Raw genomic sequence first — 16,895 nt, forward strand, 5'->3', positions numbered from 1 at the left:
TCACAGGGTCTCGTCTGCCTGCTGCTGCAGGAGAACACCGTACTCAAATATATGGGCGAGGCTGTAAATAACTGCCGAGGCAATCAGAAGCTCAATACCCAGTGGTATCAGCTCAATGTAGACGCCTATGATGAGACTTCCGACAACACCGATCAGGTACGGAACAATCGCAACGAGAGCCATATAGATGGCAGCCTTCTTCAGCCGCTGAGCGTTTGCAGCGGTAAACGGCAGCAGGGTTTTTCTGACTTCGGAAAATATCTGCCCCATCGAGCGAAGCATTCCTGCAAGCAGTCCCACATAAACAATTGCGGAAACAAGAAACACCGCGCCGGTCCGTACAAACATATCAAGGGGAGTAACTCCTGCTGGAAGAACAATTCCCGGACCGAAAACTTCCATAACATTTTCAGTGGTGATAAACACGGAGAATCCTTCCGGCCCTGCAGCCGCATAGATCAGAAGCGTCAGCAGAAACACTCCGCCAAAGATCACAATGATGATCCACAAAAGGATCCATGCGATCTTCACGGCAATGTCGGCAATTCGCGCACTTTTTTCAATATTTACTTGAATGGTATTCATAGAGATACACGTTTTTCTACATATAAATTTGGTCTTTGTTCTATACGAAATTATCGTGAAACGATAAAAATTCTCCATCAGAGACGGAGTTGAGTACTTTTTTTTGTCGTAGACTTTGGTGAGTCAAATTATTTTGAATACAGATTGGTTCATGTTAGAGTTCCTTCTGCAAGCCGCCAGCACAACCGGTTATGGGAGCCGCAAGGGCTCCACGTTTCTGAATTTTGCGGGTGGTATGCAGGTACATGGAGATTGAGCGGTACAACAGTGTCATCCAGAGAAGGAGGTACATGATGCCGGAGGTGAGTATGACAACAGCGGCAATGGAAAGAAATACAGAGATCGATACAAGGTGAATGCCGGAGAGTACCGCCCATCCAAGGAGGATAAGGAACACAGTGAATGCCGCCGCAGTTATGGCGGCGGCAAGAGTCAGCCGGTAAAGGTACTCGGATTTTGCTGTTGTCATGGTTTTCTTGGTTGTGTTTGGGGTTAGTCGAGATCAACTTTGATGCCGCCAAAAATTCCGGCGGCGATGTTGTAGACGAAGGCGGCAATAGCACCTGAGATGAAGCCGACGATTATTCCGGTGACGGCAATAATGAGCATGGTGAAGGCCAGCGTGGCGAGGCCGCCTGAGAGAGTGAGCGTGGTGGTGTATGCGTCAACCATGTTGATGCCGAAGTAGAGGAAGATGGCAGAGAAGGCTGCACTGATCAGCGAAAAGATGAGGCTGATTGCGGCACAAAATTTTGCGACGGAAAATACGCCGACATGTTTGATCTCGTGGGTTTCCATCAGAAGTTTCTCCGGGGGTTGCGGGTCGATTTGTTCAGGGAGCTGTTGTTCTGTTTTGTTGAAGATGCATTCATGTTGAACGTCATCACATACCTATGCGTTAGCATACGTTAATAAATTATCGTTTAACGATAAATAATATCTGACAAACACCAAGTAGTTCGGAAAGGAATGGTTCATGTAAGAGAGAGGTCAATAGAGTATCAGAAGGGCCATGAGCGAAGACACGCATGTTGCGGCGGTTGATCTTGGCGCAACGAACATTCGTGCGGGAATTATTCGTAAAGACGGGACGATTGTTGCATTTTCCGTGGAAGGTGTTCCGAAAAATTCCTGTGAGAACGGCAGTTTCGTGACTGAGAGGATCGCATCCATGATCTCGTCCATGGTAAAAGAAACCGGCATCACTCCTGATGCGGTCGGCATCAGTACAGCAGGGCCGGTTGATCAGAAGGCAGGGTCGGTTATTCAGTCGCCAAATATGCAGTGTTCGGAAATTTTTCTCCGTGAACCGCTCGCTGATCTGTTCGAGGTTCCGGCAGTGATGCTCTCTGACTGTAAGGCAGGAGTTCTTGGCGAGTACTTTTACGGCGACGCCGCATCAGCTCACACCGTAGTTTACCTGACATTTTCAACCGGGATTGGCTGCGGCGTGATTGCAAACGGATCGCTTCTGACCGGGGTTGATGGAAATGCCGGAGAGGTTGGGCATGTTCTTGTTGATACGAGCTATCATGTCCGGTGCGGCTGCGGAGGTTTCGGCCACTGGGAGGCGTATGCGAGCGGGACCGGCATTCCGAAATTTTTCCGCTCATGGTACGAAAAAAAGTGCGAAGGCCGCTGCGTGGCAAAGGCAGATCTTTCGACCGGGCAGGTTTTACAGTCTGCAAATCTTGGAAGCAAGATGTTTCTTGAGTTCACCGAAGAGCTCGCGGTGGTGAACGGACGGGGACTCTCAACAGTGATTGCTGCATACAATCCTGATCTCGTGATCCTTGACGGTCCGGTTGTCAGAAATTATCCGTCCCTTGTTGCGGGAAAGATGGCAACGCAGGTTGAAGGGTATTTGCGGAGGCCTGAAATCAGGCTGACAAAACTTGAGGGGAGAGCCCCGTTGATAGGGGCGGCTGCGGCGGCGTTTCGGATCGGGGTTTTGTAACTATATATTTTGCAAAGAGTCAAGTCGGAGTATACCTTGTAAAAGGATTTGGCAAAACACATCAATCTCTGAGAACTGTTGGGACTGAGCCTAAATTCGTTTACCGAGAGAAAACCCTCTCAATACTTCGTGATTCCGCGGTGAATTCACAAATAAATGTACAAAGTCACGATTGGAGTTACTTTTATAATAGGTTATACTGAATATACTATTATCGGAGGATTTTTACCCGCTAAAAAAACCACATTTGTCGTAGAAAATAATTGATTTATCGAATAATCACGAGAAAATCAATTTGATCTGAAAAACATCCGATAATCGTGGAGTCTGCCTTGAGTTTGGACAGAACATGATTTTATTGCGAAAGTCATGTTGATGAACACAGCCTTCCTTCGGATATCGGTATCAGAGCAGAGGTTGCGGTTATCCGGCAATTAAGTCAGAATCTCACGGCTCGGACTGCTGCGACAGAAAAAAAACATGTGTGTGAAACCAAGGAAAATACCAAAATGGCAAGTTACAAACAACCCTGTATTCATTGTGGAACGCTGGTTGATCGGGACGTTCGATTTTGCCCGTCATGCGGGAGTCAAAGTCCATTCGGATATCAGTGTCCCTCATGTCTTCTGCCGATTGCAAAAGGCCAGGCACGATGTTCCGGATGCGGCAGGCCGCTCTATGTTATCTGCCCGCACTGCGGAGAACAGACCTTTGTACAGGATACATGCGAACGCTGCCGCGAGAGCATGATGGTGACGTGCGAGAACAAACGCTGTGGTGTTCTGCAGTTTTTTGAAAACACCAAATGTACCGCCTGCGGAAAAAAGATCAAACCAAAGCTTGACAAAAAATGAGGTTGAGAGAGTATGCTGAAATCATTTACCCGGAACTTTGAGGACAACTCAACAGATGCCGGATTCCAATTTACCTTTTACTGCGACATCTGCAGTGACGGATACAAAAGTTCCTTTATCGAGAGTGAGACCTACAAGAAGAAAAGCGGCCTGAAAGGACTGGGTCAGGGCATAGGGATTGTAGGAAGTCTATTCGGGGGAGTGGCAGGTTCTGTCGGCAACGCCGCACAACGAGGAGGAAGTGTTCTTTCCGAACGATTTGACGGAAAGAGCCCTGAGTGGCAGAAAGAGCATGAACGTGCCTTTGAGATGGCACAGAATGAATCAAGGCAGCACTTCCACCGCTGTCCGTCCTGCAACAAGTACGTCTGCGATGCCTGCTGGAACGAGGATGAAGGTCTCTGTACTGACTGCGCCCCGCGTCAGGAAATTTATGCGGCAAAAACCCGTGCGGGTGCGATGAAGCGTAACATCGATTCGGCAGGCGAGACAGCAACGGTCTGGCAGGGAACGATTGAGAGCAAAACCACCATATGTCCGGTCTGCGGAAAGCCTGCCGGAAATGGAAAATTCTGCAACAACTGCGGAACTTCAATGGAGCTGAAGGCCTGTCCAAACTGCGGAGCGAAGAATGCTCTGACAGTTCGGTTCTGTAACAACTGCGGTACCAATCTTGCTGAAGCCGCAGTACCGGCACCGAAACCGGGTACATGTCTTTCCTGCGGAGCAGAAAATTCTCCGGGAACCAAGTTCTGCGGAGAATGCGGAACAAAACTCTGAGTAACAATCGGGCAGGGGATCCTGATGTTTGATCAGCTGATGAAAGGTATGTCTCCGGAGGGAGAAGAGAAGACCAAAGAGGAAAAACCGAAAAAATCAGAGTTCGAGGGGTTTACAGAGTGTCTGCTGTTTTCCGAAACTACGAAAATAACCGTTGATGAAGAGGGGGTCCTGATCTCCGCAGTGCTTGATCAGCTGCCAATCCCATACGATGAGATCATCAGCTTTGTGTTCACAAACTACCGGTTGGAGATTGTGACCGTTCACGGAACGATCACAATCTCACGAATGGGGCAGTCCGGGCAGTGGTTGTATGATCATCTGTATGCTGCCTATAATGCGGCGGTGCTGAAGGCACTGCTGGTAGAGGGCAGTCATGAGGCAGAGGTCAGAGGAGTATTTGAAGCTGAAGAGAACGGCGAGATCATTCGTGGAGAGGCGTTTTTCCGACTTTACAAGGACTGCGTCTGTATTCTTCCGGCAGATGATCACGGCCGTAGGCTTCCTCTCTGTTTTGTTTCCGGGATGGAGAAGGACAGACTTCGTGTGACTCTTTCCCTTGCAACCGGAGAGCGGTACATGTTCTCGATGATGGGATCTGAGACCGATTTCTTTATCGAAAAACTTGCTGCGGCACTTCGATCACTTCGAGAGCGGTCAATGAAACAACTGCGGGATATGGATGATTCTCTTGGTTCGATGCAGGCATCGATAGCGGCAAAGCTGATGCCTGAAGGTGTACATGCTGCAGTCGAAAAACTTTCCTTGGCAGTTCCCACACTGATGACAACGTTCGAACATCTAATTCAGGAGAGCAGAATTTCAGACAGTTACCAGGTACTGAAAAGTTTGTGCGGAAATGATCGGCTATTCCTTGGTATAAAGAGTTCCACAAAAGAAGAAAAAACGCAGTCGATGCTAACGGAACTTTCTGCCGGAGAGAAAGTAGTCGGTCAGCTCATCTGGCTGATAGGTGTGAGTCGTTCCGGTACAAGGGCAGCAGTGGAACTGGCACTGCCGGGTAATGAGGCGGCCGCAACCTATCTTTACGATGTGCAGGGAGAACCAGAAAGATTTGCGATGATGTTGAACCGCGGGATGGAGGCAACGAAGTTCCAAAGAGAACTGTTCACATTGTCGAATGAGGAGCTTGTAAAATCCGGGCACAGGACTGAAGCCATGTTGATTCACCGAACGCCTTCGCTGCAGTTGATGCGGAAATGTTTTGTCGGACGCGTGATTCACTCAAGTCAGGATAAGTGGAAGAAAGAGATGGAAAAATATTTCTCATCCGTACGTGAAGACGAAACTCAGGAGAGAGAGGGAAAGGGAGAGCAACAGACGCGATTCTGCACAAACTGAGGTGCAAAGATCAGTAGCGGCGCTAAATTTTGTGGAGAGTGCGGAGTGAAAATATCACCCTGAAATTTTTACAAATATTTTCAGAAAAATACTGCGATGAAACTTTGTGGATGAGCTGATGAGAAACCATCACAAAACTTTTTTGCAAAATGAAATGACAACAACGCCGAAAAAAAATTTTAAAAAAATTATGCAGCATCCTCACCAAGACCGCTGGAAATTTTTCTCTCCATCAGATGCGGGAACGCAATACCTGCAAGAATGATCAACACACCAAGCCACTGCCATGCGGACACCGCTTCAACAAGAACGATCGCTGCGGCAAGCACCTCAACAGGAAGCTCGATAGAGTTTAAGATCGTCGCCATACCGGTACTGATTCTCGGAGCACCAATTGCAAGGAAAAGAATTGGCAGCGCAACACCAAACAGACCAAGGGCAATACCATAAACAATCGCATCACTGCCGAAGATTCCAGCAGGAATTGCCGCCGGGCTGTCGATGCAGGCAATAAGAGCACAGACAAAAATGAATCCGGCAGTCGCAATGAAGAAACTCCGGTTCATCGGCCGCATCGAAGGCTCAACACGTCCGCTCAGGAACACGAAGAGTGCGTAGAAGAATGCTGCAAGAAGACCAAGCACAACACCGAACGGATTGATGTCCATACCAAATCCGATTGTTCCTCCGGCAAAGATCGTACCGACAAAGATAATCAGCACCGCAATAAGCTGATTGCGTGACGGCATCTTGTGGTTTGCCACAGCCTCAATGACCACACCCATCCATGAGAACTGGAACAGAAGAATCACGGCAACCGAAACCGGCAGATAACTTACCGAGTAGAAGTAGCAGACCGTCACCAGACACATCACAATTCCGGTGAAGAAGAGAACAACACCGCGTTTCCACGGCGGCAGCGTGCTTTTTGCCGGCTTATCAGTTCGCGGAAACAGGAAGTGAACCACAATCACAAGAGCCAGAAGGATGACCCATCCGTAGAAGAATTTGCCAACCAGAATTACCGGGATTCCCACACCGTTTCCAAGAGCGATCTTTACGATCGTTGATAAAATACCGTAACAGCAGGCGGCAAGCAGCACGAGGACTGAGCACAACACCACTGAATTGGAAAGTTTTTTCAGATCCATACCAATCTGAGGTATAGTGGGTGAAGAATCCTATAATAATTATGTATTTATTTTTTGTAACACAGATTTACTTGATAATCGAACAACTAAAAATGGGAAAAACTACTTTAGCAGAAGAAAAGATCTATTGAGTATTATGGACTTCTCGGAGATTGAAACAATAACCCAAGGAACGCTCCCAATCATGAATCCGATTTCCGAAGAGAAACTCATCCGGGCAGGAAATATGGCAGGACTCGCTCCCGGAAAGCGGGTGCTTGACATCGGCTGCGGCAATGGAACCACGCTTTCCCTCTGGCACAAAACCTTTGGCATCACTGGAACCGGCATTGAGTTGCGGCAGAGCTCTGCGGCGAAGGCGAGAAACATTCTTGCCGGAACCTCGATTGAAATCCGCTGCGTTGATGCCACAACAGTTGTTCCAAAAGAGTATTACAACACAGTTGCGGCTCTTGGCACATCCTTCATCTTCGGGGGAGCTGAAAAAGCCCTCGCATATCTTGCCGAACATGCGGACGAAAACGGCAGTACAATTGTTCTCGGCGACCGGTTCTGGCACACCGACAGAGTGCCGGCAGAGTTCGCACGGGAGTGGACCGAGGTTCCGACAGCCTACGAAATTGCCACGACCGCACGAGATCTCGGGTTTACGCTTGCCAGCATGATAACCGCATCAACTGAAGAATGGGATGCGTACGAATCAGCAATCTGGAAAAATGCCCTTGAGTTCATCGATGTACGAGGCCGCGATCCCGCAGCGGAAGAGGTGGCGCTCTACCTTGAACAGATACAGAATGAGTACCTCGCCTACGGCCGCGAGTTTATGGGATGGGGACTGTTTGTCCTGCGGCAGTGAACTGAGATTCTGAAACAAACGCGAATCGCGCGAATAAAAAATCGCCAATGGCGATTTTTAAGAAATTATCAAAATAATTTATTTTTAGACAGATCCATTCGTTCAGAAAAAAAAACAAAAAAAATATTTTTCTAATGAAAAATCGCCAATGGCGATTTTTTTATTCGCGCTATTCGTGCTATTCGCGTTTCTGAATCCCCGCCAGCCCATCACTCATTCGTTTTTCTTTTCAAAAAAAATTAGTGTGATAAATTATAATCGTAGGTCAGAATCTCATTCCATTTTAACGACTGCCAGGAACCATCACGAATAACCATCAGATCGTACGCAGGCTGCACATCGCCGTTATCATCAAACACTCTGGGGCCCACAATGCCGACGTGTCTGATCTTATCGAGTGACTCCTTCACTCCCTCATACGTGTACCCGCCATCCGCAATGCAGGTCGCAAGAAGTATCACCGCATCATAACCGTACGAAACCGGGAACGAGATAGACGTCGTCTCGTTATAGATCTCCTGATACCGCTCACCAAAAGACGGAGTCGTCAAGCGGTGAGCCTGCGTGAATCCGATCATTCCCTCCGCATACTCACCGACCTCGATTGGAACATCATGCGAGGTCATCGTATCCGAACCAAACCAGATAGGATCAAGACCCGCAGCTTCCGCGGCCTGCATGATGTCAATGCCCTGATCAGGATACACGATCAACACGACTGCATCAGGATCAGCCTCTTGCATCACAGCCGTCACCGCTGCCGTGTCGATCGGTTTGTTTTCATCAATCTCGACCGTGGTAACTGAGGTCATCGGCAGATAATAGCCGGTCTCCTCCTCAAACGAGTGAAGCAGACTCTTTCCGTACTGATTTCCCAAGTAAAAAACAACCACGGAATCCATATCCTCAACGCCGCCGAGGATTTTGGTCATGCCGCCTCCCTGATACACATCAGAAGAGACCGTCCGGTATGCATCCTGGAAGTTGGTCAGGGCCGCCGCGGTTGAGCCCGGAGACAGCATCAGAATATCATAGGCCTGCGCGTACGGAGCGATCGCAATCGAGTTTCCGCTGCCGATCGCACCAATCATTATCGGAATTTCCCTGTCCCGTATCTCATACATCTGTTCAACCGAGATGTTCACATCGCCCTTATCGTTAAAGTACTCAACCCTCAAAGGAACGCCGCGGATACCACCCGCCGCATTCACATCCTCCACCGCCATCTCGATACCGTGCTGGTACTCAACACCGAAATCATGCAGAGGACCTTCCAAAGGAAGCATCGCGGCAATCACCACTTCATCCTCAGGGAACGGCTCTGAGAGTGTTGTCCCGAACGGATGAAACACGATGACGAACAAAATGATCATTATCGCAATCAGCAGTACGTCGATAAGATTCGTCCATTTCGTACGCGGCGGTTTACTGTGATGGCTACCTGACATTGTTGTCCTCCGTTTCTGTTTCTTTTTCCTCTTCCTCTTCTTCCGGCGGATTCATCAGCTCACGCAGATCATTGCGGAATTTTTGCAGATCAAAGAGCCGGGCAGTTCCTGAGGCGAAGGCGTCATATGTTCGCACAAAGTAGGCAAAGATCAAAAGACCTGCGATGTTGACCATACACATCGGAAGAATGGTAATCGTAATGACACTGAGAACACCTTCCGCGGTCATTGTTCCAAACGGAATGGTAAGGGTCGGAAGAACAACCAGCAGGTGCAGACATTCAACAAAGATGGCGAGGACCACTGCCCGGAACATCGAGAGTCGTCCCTTCCAGTAATGAATCATCAGTCCGGCGACAATTCCGGCAAGAACGGTCGCGGCAAAACACGGCAGTGCGGTCGGCCCTCCTTCGAGATAGCGGTGGATGCCGCCGATAGCTCCAGCCGCAGCTCCGATAAAGGGACCGCCGATCAGACCCGCAATCATGGGGCCTACATCGCGGAAGTTGATGATGATGCCGCCAACATCAACCGGAATGCCGCGGACCGTTCCGTAGATGGAGATGGCGCCAAACAAGATCACCGTCCAGAATTTGTCAAGAAGGTTGGCGGTTCCGTTCAGCATCTTTTTGAACAGCTGGGTTTTCGAGAAGATGAAGAGCACGAACGCAACGACCAGCATCCGTTCGATTAAGGGGACGCCGTAGGTGAGGAACGCGGACTCCAGCAGGAGAGCGACGTAAATCGAGATGACGCTCCCGATTCCCATGATCATCAGCCACAGTCGGTTGCCGCGGGCGTACTTCGGGAGTTTAAGATCCAGATAGATGACGATGAATCCGAAAATACCAAACACGATCGCAGAGAACGCGGCAATTCTTCGGATGATCAGCATCGGGTCGCTGATAACAAAGGAGGCGATGATGATTCCTGAAAAGACGAGGAGCATTATCTGGTAGAGCGTGTGTTCGGAAGGAAGTTGTCTGCCGGTGTCCTCGCCGACTCTGCCGATGACTTTTGCTATTGCACGGGCACGGCCGTCCATTCCGACAACGACCGCTCCAAAGAAGATGAAGGCGACAAGTGCGAGGAACACGTAGGCACCGTAGGGGATACTGCCGACGATGTAGAGTACCTGGGTGATGAGGGTGTCAAGGCTGAGGGTTGCACCGTGACCCATGAAGGAGACGGTGTAGCCTGAGTAGCCGAGGAAGAGGAAGCTGATGGTGATGAGGGCGACGAAGAAGAAACCGATCAGAACGTCAACATTGACGCTGCGGATGTAGCGGCGGAAGTGGGTCTCGTTCAAGAGGTCGCAGGATTTGTCGATCACTGCATGGCGGCTGGCTTTTTCATGCAGCCAGACAGAGTAGAGCATGAGGTTGAGACCAGAGCCAACCACTCCGATAATTGCAAGGATTGCCATCTCGGAGCCTGCGGGAATTGTGGGAATGACTCCTTCGAGGAAAAGGTTGAGCGGAATCGGAAACTCAACTAAGGAGATGACGATTGCAAGCGAGAGAACGCCGACGAGGACTGCGATGAACAGTTCGAGTATTTCATACGAGTTGGTCCGAAGCATTGCAAGGGCAACGACGAGTAAGAAGAGGGCTATCAGTACCGCATTGTAGACTCCGGGCAGCAGGTAGTCGAGGAAGTATGCGGCGAACATGAGCATGCCGCCGATGGCAAGCATTTCGACTAAGTAGACGATGATGACAAGAACAGAACCCCAGTACTTGGGACCCGGAATACGGTTGAGGGCATCAAATATTGTGTGGCCGGTCGCAAGAGTGTAGCGGGCGATGCCGTTCGTGAATGCGTATTTGAAGATGAGTGTAAACAAAACAACCCAGATAAGTGCGAGACCGTAGTGCGCACCAATCTCGGTGGCCTCGGTTACTCCTGCTTCACCTGCTGCGGTGATTGCAAGAAGGAGACCTGGACCGAAAAACACGAAGTTTTCCCGGAACCATTTTTTGAACTTGTGCAGTAGAGAGGTTTCACTCATCGTTCGTTTTCGAGTTTATGTTGAAAAGGAGACCATATATAATTTGGGGGAGGACGAACCCGCCCTCGCTCTTTTCGAAGGGTTTTGAGTACGGCGGCCGAAGATGAAAGGCCCAAATCAGGAAAAATTTCCGTCCGCGCCATACATCTGTTATAGATATGTCAACGTCAGTTCAGAATGAGTGTTAAGATATGGACGAGCGATGATGAGGTTTCGAAACGCGAATAGCGCGAATAGCGCAAATAAAAAATCGCCAATGGCGATTTTTGAAGATTTACGAAAACAGAAGTATCACGATGATGAATGTTTTGAAACACGAATAATTTTTTTTTGAAAAATCGCCATTGGCGGTTTTTTATTCCGCGAAGCTGCGAAGCAGTGAGCAGGCCGAAGGCATGCGATTCGCGTTCTTCGCGTTTCAAAAAAATCATGGCATTACAGTATTCCGGATAAAAAAAATATGGGGAGATCAGAACAAAGGAAGTTTTTTGTTCTGACTGAAAACGGCGAACGCGAGATAAACCGCAATTATCAGCTGAATCACATTCATGGAACAGAGAAAAAGCGCGTTTTCGTCGCTGCCGAGGATCGAAAACAGCAGTACGCAGGATCCTGACAGTACGACCATTATCGCAGGAAGAATTCTTTCATCATCTCTGAGTGCCAGGAAAAGTCCGACGAAGATAACCATCATACCGATAGGGACAAGCATTTCGATTGAACTCGTCTGCGAACCGAGAGCGAAGAAAAATCCGAGAAGAAAGAACATGATCGGCGTGAACTTCATTTTTGCAATCGCCCAGAGAAGGATACCGACAAACATCAGCATAAGACCGGTCGCAATCTCAAGTGCCACGACGTTTTCGGATGCGATAATTGTCCAGCCGGTAATGTGCAGGACTGCCCACATCGCAAAGATCATGCCAAGCAAGAGATATCCCAGAACCGAGGCACTGGCTTTGAAGTCGGTCTCGGTATCTGTTCTGAGTATGTCTGAGCCAGGCAGTTCAATTAAATCACTCACAGAAGCGAAGGCATAGTAGCTCAGAATTACTGCGGCAACAACGGAAAGAATCGCAGTGAAAATGCTCTCTCCAAGAATCGACATCAGGATCCAGTAGACGGCGATAAGAATGAGAGGAATAGATAACAGGTATTTTGTTTTATCCTTTGCAGTGAGAATAACCAGGGCTAAAATGAGAAGGAACACTCCGGTAATGAGGGTGGCTACGTCAGGAAAGGCATTCGTCACCGTCTGAAGTGCCGGAAACGCGGCTACCAGTCCGGTCATGAGAAATACAATTGCGGTGATGTCGCGCTTTCCCTCAATCGCAAGAATTGTTCCAAAAATTATCAGCGCAAGAGCAGAGAATAAAGAAATATTTCCCATCGAGGCCGCAGGTACTATCTGGCAGATAAAAAACTCCAGAAGAATAAATGCCAGAACGAGAAACCCTGCCGCAGTGGTGTAGTTTCTCATCTCTGATAATGAGAATTCATTCATGATTTTTTATATCGACTCAAGGGTGATAAAAATATTCTTGGGCTCGGGAATTATGTTATTAATCTTCGACACATACATTTAGTAACTGTCCCATGTTGTTCCGTTACCAGATTGATGACCGGGTTCCCCTCAAGGAGTTGATAACATCCGGCATCATGTGGTCGATCTGTTCCTCAATTTTCGTCATAATTGTCGCGAGTGTGGTCGGAAACCTCTACGGTTTCACCCTCGCAGATACCATCTGGTACACCCAGAAGATGCTCATCATCTCAGGAGTCGCCGTAATTTTGCAGGTGCTGTTCGGCCACAAACTGCCGGTGGTGTTCGGGCCGTCCGTGATATTTCTGACAGCTGTTGCCGCGTCGGCTGATTTTTCCGTGGATGTTCTTGCAACATCCATCATTCTCTGCAGTGTCGCAGGAATTATTATTGCGAGGACACGAGTTCTTGAGTTCGTGGCACGGCTGTTTACGGTGAGGGTTATTGCGACCGTTCTGATGCTTTTGTCGATCACGCTTGTTCCGACATTTGTCCGCCTTCTGGTAAATATGGATCAACCGGGAGGGACTGCGGCGAAACTTGTGTTTGCGTTTGTGCTTCTCGTCTGTATCATTGCCCTGAACCATCGGCTGAAAGGATTCTGGCGGGCGACGTTGATGTTGTGGATGCTGGTTGTTGGAACGGTTGCGGCACTTTTCTGTTTTCCGGGAACAACAATACCGTTTGTGGACGTGTCAGAGCAGACCCAGGCCTTTTCAGGCCTGTTCATCACGCCCGGGTTTGCTCCCGGAGTGTTTCTGTCGGTGTTCATCTGCTATCTTGCGGTGATGGTAAATGACATCGGGAGTATCAAAAGTGTGGTTGAGGTTACCGGAGCCGATCAGGCCCAGACCGAGCCGCGTCTGCGGCGTGCTCTTTCGATTACCGGCATGATGAATATTATCTCGGGAGCGTTCGGTCTTATTGGCGGTGTCAACTATTCTATTTCTTCAGGGATGGTGCTTGACACGAAGAATGCGAGCCGGTATCCACTGATTGCAGGCGGAGTTCTGATGATTGTCTGCGCCTGTATTCCAACGCTGATACTTCTCATCGATTCCATTCCAACGGTCGTCACCGGCTGCCTGCTGATTTTTATTATGACCAGTCAGCTTGCCGCAGCGTTCGGTGTTCTTGCCGGACGAGACGATGCTCCTCCGATGACCTTCAACGGCGGAGTTATTATCGGATTTTCCTTACTGATAGCGGCAACCGTTGCGTTCCTTCCTGCGGAGTTAGTGGATACGATTCCGGCAGTGCTGCGGCCGGTGGTTGCAAACGGGTTTGTGGCAGGAACGGTTGCGGTGATGATTCTGGAACATGTGATATTTCGGAAATCTGATGATGAAATTTTGAAACGCGAATAGCGCAAATAGCGCGAATAAAAAATCGCCAATGGCGATTTTTCAAAATAAAATTATTTGTGACTTTCGCAACATAGAACTGTATCTAAAAATAAGTAATTTTAGTAAATTTTCAAAAATCGCCATTGGCGATTTTTTTTATTCGCGCTATTCGCGTTTCATCCAAAAAGTCAGATGACCCGCTTGTGGAACAAAAGCCACAACAGAATCGCCGAGACACTGAGGGATCCTGCAATCAGCAGCAGGAATGCAAACGGATTGTCGGAGAAAAGATCAGGGATGATGACGTTCATGCCAAAAAAGCTCGCGATCATGGTGGGGATAGTGAGAACGATTGTCACAACAGTGAACAGCTTCATGATGCTGTTGACATTGTTGTTAATGATAGAGGCACACGTATCCATGATGCTGCCAAGGGTACTGCTGTAGGTCTGCGCCATCTCGAGTGCCTGACGGTTTTCAATGATGGTGTCATCAAGGAGATCCTCGTCCTCTTCGTACATGCGGACCTCGGGTGTGGGAAACCGGGAGAGTTTGTCCAGCACGGCACCATTCGCCTTGAGAGCGTTGGTGATGTAGACGAGGGATTTTGAGACGCGGAGCATGTCATACAGCTCCTCGTTTCTCGTAGCCTTGTAGAGTCTGTGTTCTATGTCGACCGTAAGCCGGTCGATTTGACGCAGATGCATGATGAAGAGTTTGGCATTTTTGTATAAGAACTGAAGAAGGAAACGCGTTTTTTTCACGGTGGAAAAATTTTTCACTTTTCCTTCGATGAACGACTGAATTACGGGGTTTTGCCGAAGAGAGACGGTGAGGATGATGTCTTCCATAACTATGAAGCCGGAAGGTATGGTGGCGTAGCTTGCAACACCATTCGTTGTGCGGGCGGAATTTTCATCAAGATCGTCGGTGTCGATATAAGGTGTGTCAACAATGATGAGGGTCCTGCCTTCGTCATGTTCAATGCGGGGGCTTTCCTCATCATCGAGAAGTGTGATGATGTCGTCGCGGGGTATTGACAGGGTGGTACAGACGCGGGTGATCTCTTCTTCGGTCGGCTGAATCAGGCGAACCCAGCATCCGCTGGTGATCTCGCTTACGCGGGAAGGGGTCGCGGAGTTATCTGTGGTTCGGTAGATTTCAAGCATCGAAATTTCCCCGACAGTAGTTTGTGCGGGTTCTAATTGATGTATTTGTATGGAGAATATATAGGTCCTCGGGAAGTACTGGAACTATAGGCTTTGATTATAAGTTCGTTTGTTGGCAGCCAATATTTGGTATTGATCGCAGCTCCGCCCACGGAAAAACGGAACACACGGAAATTGATTATTTTAGATTGTTTTTGGATTCCGTGCTGTTCACGTCTGCTCCGTGATGTTTTTCTGTGAAGCTCCGTGTTTTCGGCTTTTCCGTGGGCGGAGCTACGAGAAAAAACCGAAAGTGCCGGAACTACGAAAAAAATAATGAGAAGTCACTCATGCGGAAATATTCGCATACCGCGGCCTGCCCGCTCGACCGTGACAAGATCATTCTTCTCAAGCCTGCCCAGATGCCACGTGAGTGTTCCTGAGGTGATGCCCGCACATGAGGCAAGTACGGTTCCGGAGATGCCGGGATCTTGTTCGATGATCTCCAGAATTTTTTCGGTGGTGGGATTTTTGCACAGCGTCATTTTGACAGTGTCATGATAACTCAGTGTTGAACCGTTGGGGAAGTAGTAGTAGGTGTGTCCTGCTTTTCTTGAGACAATCCGTTGTTCTCTTTCCAGAACTGCGAGATGATATCTGAGTGTTGCGTGATGGATGCCGGTTTTTTCCCTGAGAGCTGATGCGGAGCTGCCGGGTGCTTCGCGAATCTCGGAAAAGATTCTGTCGCGCACCGGACTTGGCGGAGCCTCGCGGGTTTTGCCGATCATAATCGGGAGAAAGTGAAGGGAGGCGAAGACGATTACGGCAATACCGGAGATGCCGGCGGCTGCAAGAATCCATGAGGGAACTTCGGACTCGGGGCGGGCAGAGTCGGCACGATTGATGTCTGAAAAACCTCCCGGATGTTCGGGAGGATTTTCATTGACATAGTAGCCTCCTTCAGAAGGAGTTTTTACTCCAAGTCCTCCGATGATCCATGAGGGAACATCAGCAAAACTGCGGGAAACTTCGTTACTCGCGGCGGTCTCGTCATCTGCGGCCGCTGCGGGTATGAAGCAGAGACAGATGATGAGGACGGCGGCAACCAGATTAAATAGTGTAGTTCTGAACTCCATCGACTTTCACTCCCTGAATGCAGTACCACCATTCGCCTTCGGCAACGTTGTCGGGACGGACAATGTAGGTGTGAATCTGCATTTTTTGCGGATTACTGTAAAACGATTCTGCTTCGATGAACGGACCAAACACACATCTGTCCGGTGAATAAATGGTGATGCTGAGATTGTTTTGGACGTTGGCGGGATTTTCCCACTGGAGATCAACAGAAATTCGGGTCACATTTGCGGTGACATTTTTGGAGAACCATTGTGTCTCACCTTCGGTGATGGAGGCACCACCGCGAACGCCGGCATCCGGACCACGCTGGGCACGCACCATACCACTCATATGTTTTCTGAGATCATCAGAGAGATCTAAATAAATCTCAGTCTGAGCAATTGCCTGATACTCACCTTCGGTGATCTCCAGTTTCTCAATGGCATCCATCAGAGCAAAACGCTCTCTGCCGATCGCTTCATTGAGAGTAAATCCAATACCTGTTCCGCCATCAGTTCGATCAAGCTCTTTCAGCTCCCAGATATGAGTGAAAGCAGCGAGTTTTTTCTTGTGTTCGGGAGAGATTTTTGCATACACCTGAGGCCAGATAATTTCCAGATATTCAGCGGTGGTCATCTCGGTCCCGTTGTACTGTTCCATCAGATCAAGACTTTTTTGAATCTGCAAATAATTTACCTCTGCTGGATCCATGGCGAGAGCGGGGATTGTCAGCAATAA

General features: G+C 48.9%; 16 protein-coding genes. 6 read left to right on the forward strand and 10 right to left on the reverse strand.

The features are described 5' to 3' along the window. The 3 genes from McpCs1_RS02135 to McpCs1_RS02145 form a co-directional block, all read right to left on the reverse strand. Positions 1–585, reverse strand: a complete 585-nt coding sequence (locus McpCs1_RS02135) for a hypothetical protein (RefSeq protein ID WP_338095609.1) — start codon at positions 583–585, stop codon at positions 1–3. A 154-nt stretch (positions 586–739) separates the two neighbouring features. Further along, positions 740–1,054: a hypothetical protein gene (locus McpCs1_RS02140; protein WP_338095610.1), complete on the reverse strand. Its 315-nt coding sequence runs from the start codon at positions 1,052–1,054 to the stop codon at positions 740–742. Positions 1,055–1,077: 23 nt separating this feature from the next. Beyond that, entirely contained in the window at positions 1,078–1,383 is a 306-nt protein-coding gene (locus McpCs1_RS02145; RefSeq protein WP_338095611.1) for a DUF3566 domain-containing protein, read from the reverse strand. 214 nt (positions 1,384–1,597) lie between these two features. Here McpCs1_RS02145 and McpCs1_RS02150 point away from each other — a divergent pair, with 214 nt between their 5' ends. The 4 genes from McpCs1_RS02150 to McpCs1_RS02165 all read left to right on the forward strand — a co-directional run bounded on the left by McpCs1_RS02150 (position 1,598) and on the right by McpCs1_RS02165 (position 5,538). Further along, positions 1,598–2,542, forward strand: coding sequence for an ROK family protein (locus tag McpCs1_RS02150; protein WP_338095612.1), 945 nt, complete (start codon positions 1,598–1,600; stop codon positions 2,540–2,542). 509 nt (positions 2,543–3,051) lie between these two features. Continuing rightward, positions 3,052–3,396, forward strand: coding sequence for a zinc-ribbon domain-containing protein (locus tag McpCs1_RS02155; RefSeq protein WP_338095613.1), 345 nt, complete (start codon positions 3,052–3,054; stop codon positions 3,394–3,396). 12 nt (positions 3,397–3,408) lie between these two features. Next, on the forward strand, positions 3,409–4,176 hold the full coding sequence (locus McpCs1_RS02160) for a zinc ribbon domain-containing protein (protein ID WP_338095614.1): 768 nt from the start codon (positions 3,409–3,411) through the stop codon (positions 4,174–4,176). Between the two features lie 24 nt (positions 4,177–4,200). Further along, positions 4,201–5,538 carry a hypothetical protein gene (locus tag McpCs1_RS02165; protein ID WP_338095615.1) on the forward strand — a complete coding sequence of 446 codons (1,338 nt, stop codon included), beginning with the start codon at positions 4,201–4,203 and terminating at the stop codon, positions 5,536–5,538. A 188-nt stretch (positions 5,539–5,726) separates the two neighbouring features. On the opposite strand, the gene McpCs1_RS02170 is transcribed toward McpCs1_RS02165, so the two are convergent. Then, positions 5,727–6,689 (reverse strand): EamA family transporter, encoded by a 963-nt coding sequence (locus McpCs1_RS02170; protein ID WP_338095616.1) that lies wholly within the window; start codon positions 6,687–6,689, stop codon positions 5,727–5,729. A gap of 136 nt (positions 6,690–6,825) precedes the next feature. On the opposite strand from McpCs1_RS02170, the gene McpCs1_RS02175 reads away from it, so the two are divergent. Beyond that, positions 6,826–7,545, forward strand: a complete 720-nt coding sequence (locus McpCs1_RS02175; protein ID WP_338095617.1) for an SAM-dependent methyltransferase — start codon at positions 6,826–6,828, stop codon at positions 7,543–7,545. Between the two features lie 239 nt (positions 7,546–7,784). Here the strand turns inward: McpCs1_RS02175 and McpCs1_RS02180 are convergent, their stop codons facing one another. The 3 genes from McpCs1_RS02180 to McpCs1_RS02190 form a co-directional block, all read right to left on the reverse strand. Further along, the gene (locus McpCs1_RS02180) at positions 7,785–8,993 is read right to left on the reverse strand and encodes an ABC transporter substrate-binding protein (protein ID WP_338095618.1); all 1,209 of its coding nucleotides are present in this window, start codon (positions 8,991–8,993) and stop codon (positions 7,785–7,787) included. Further along, positions 8,983–11,004, reverse strand: a complete 2,022-nt coding sequence (locus tag McpCs1_RS02185) for an Nramp family divalent metal transporter (protein ID WP_338095619.1) — start codon at positions 11,002–11,004, stop codon at positions 8,983–8,985. Before McpCs1_RS02185 ends, McpCs1_RS02180 begins: the two co-directional genes overlap by 11 nt. A 469-nt stretch (positions 11,005–11,473) precedes the next feature. Beyond that, positions 11,474–12,508, reverse strand: coding sequence for a hypothetical protein (locus McpCs1_RS02190; protein ID WP_338095620.1), 1,035 nt, complete (start codon positions 12,506–12,508; stop codon positions 11,474–11,476). Positions 12,509–12,600: 92 nt separating this feature from the next. On the opposite strand from McpCs1_RS02190, the gene McpCs1_RS02195 reads away from it, so the two are divergent. Further along, positions 12,601–13,914 (forward strand): uracil-xanthine permease family protein, encoded by a 1,314-nt coding sequence (locus McpCs1_RS02195; protein WP_338095621.1) that lies wholly within the window; start codon positions 12,601–12,603, stop codon positions 13,912–13,914. 167 nt (positions 13,915–14,081) lie between these two features. Here McpCs1_RS02195 and McpCs1_RS02200 read toward each other — a convergent pair whose 3' ends face one another. The 3 genes from McpCs1_RS02200 to McpCs1_RS02210 all read right to left on the reverse strand — a co-directional run bounded on the left by McpCs1_RS02200 (position 14,082) and on the right by McpCs1_RS02210 (position 16,868). After that, positions 14,082–15,062 carry a magnesium transporter CorA family protein gene (locus McpCs1_RS02200; RefSeq protein WP_338095622.1) on the reverse strand — a complete coding sequence of 327 codons (981 nt, stop codon included), beginning with the start codon at positions 15,060–15,062 and terminating at the stop codon, positions 14,082–14,084. 323 nt (positions 15,063–15,385) lie between these two features. Further along, positions 15,386–16,177 carry a winged helix-turn-helix transcriptional regulator gene (locus McpCs1_RS02205; RefSeq protein WP_338095623.1) on the reverse strand — a complete coding sequence of 264 codons (792 nt, stop codon included), beginning with the start codon at positions 16,175–16,177 and terminating at the stop codon, positions 15,386–15,388. After that, the gene (locus McpCs1_RS02210) at positions 16,152–16,868 is read right to left on the reverse strand and encodes a hypothetical protein (protein WP_338095624.1); all 717 of its coding nucleotides are present in this window, start codon (positions 16,866–16,868) and stop codon (positions 16,152–16,154) included. Before McpCs1_RS02210 ends, McpCs1_RS02205 begins: the two co-directional genes overlap by 26 nt. Between the last annotated feature and the right edge of the window lie 27 nt (positions 16,869–16,895).

Source organism: Methanorbis rubei (genome assembly GCF_032714495.1).
In the GTDB taxonomy this organism is placed as follows: domain Archaea; phylum Halobacteriota; class Methanomicrobia; order Methanomicrobiales; family Methanocorpusculaceae; genus Methanocorpusculum; species Methanocorpusculum rubei.